Source organism: Algoriphagus taiwanensis (assembly GCF_036245645.1).
GTDB lineage: Bacteria > Bacteroidota > Bacteroidia > Cytophagales > Cyclobacteriaceae > Algoriphagus > Algoriphagus taiwanensis.
Genome location: NZ_BTPE01000045.1, coordinates 1 through 458, shown reverse-complemented (window position 1 = coordinate 458; position 458 = coordinate 1). Strand labels below are relative to the sequence as shown.

Below are 458 nucleotides of genomic sequence, written 5' to 3'. Positions count from 1 at the left end.
TTGGCGAGACTTTGGTAACCTGGACGGTTGAAGATGCTTCGGGCAATATTGAAACAGCCACCCAACTGGTAACCGTGATCGATACCGAGAAGCCGACCATCACTGCACCGGGAGCAATCACAGTATCAACAGATGCTGGACTTTGCGAAGCAAGTGGAGTGGATTTGGGCACCCCTGAAACAGCAGACAACTGTTCGGTAGCAAGCGTGAGTAACGATGCGCCGACGGTCTTCCTGCTTGGCGAGACTTTGGTAACCTGGATGGTTGAGGATGCTTCGGGCAATATTGAAACAGCCACCCAACTGGTAACGGTGATCGATACCGAGAAGCCGACCATCACTGCACCGGGAGCAATCACAGTATCAACAGATGCTGGACTTTGCGAAGCAAGCGGAGTAGACTTGGGCACTCCGGAAACCGGAGACAACTGTTCAGTTGCGTCTGTATCCAACGATGCA

Annotated in this window: 1 pseudogene; it reads left to right on the top strand. The window is 52.6% G+C overall.

The window, feature by feature from the left end:
* A pseudogene (locus AAA938_RS20200) lies at positions 1–458 on the top strand (hypothetical protein); the annotation flags it as partial.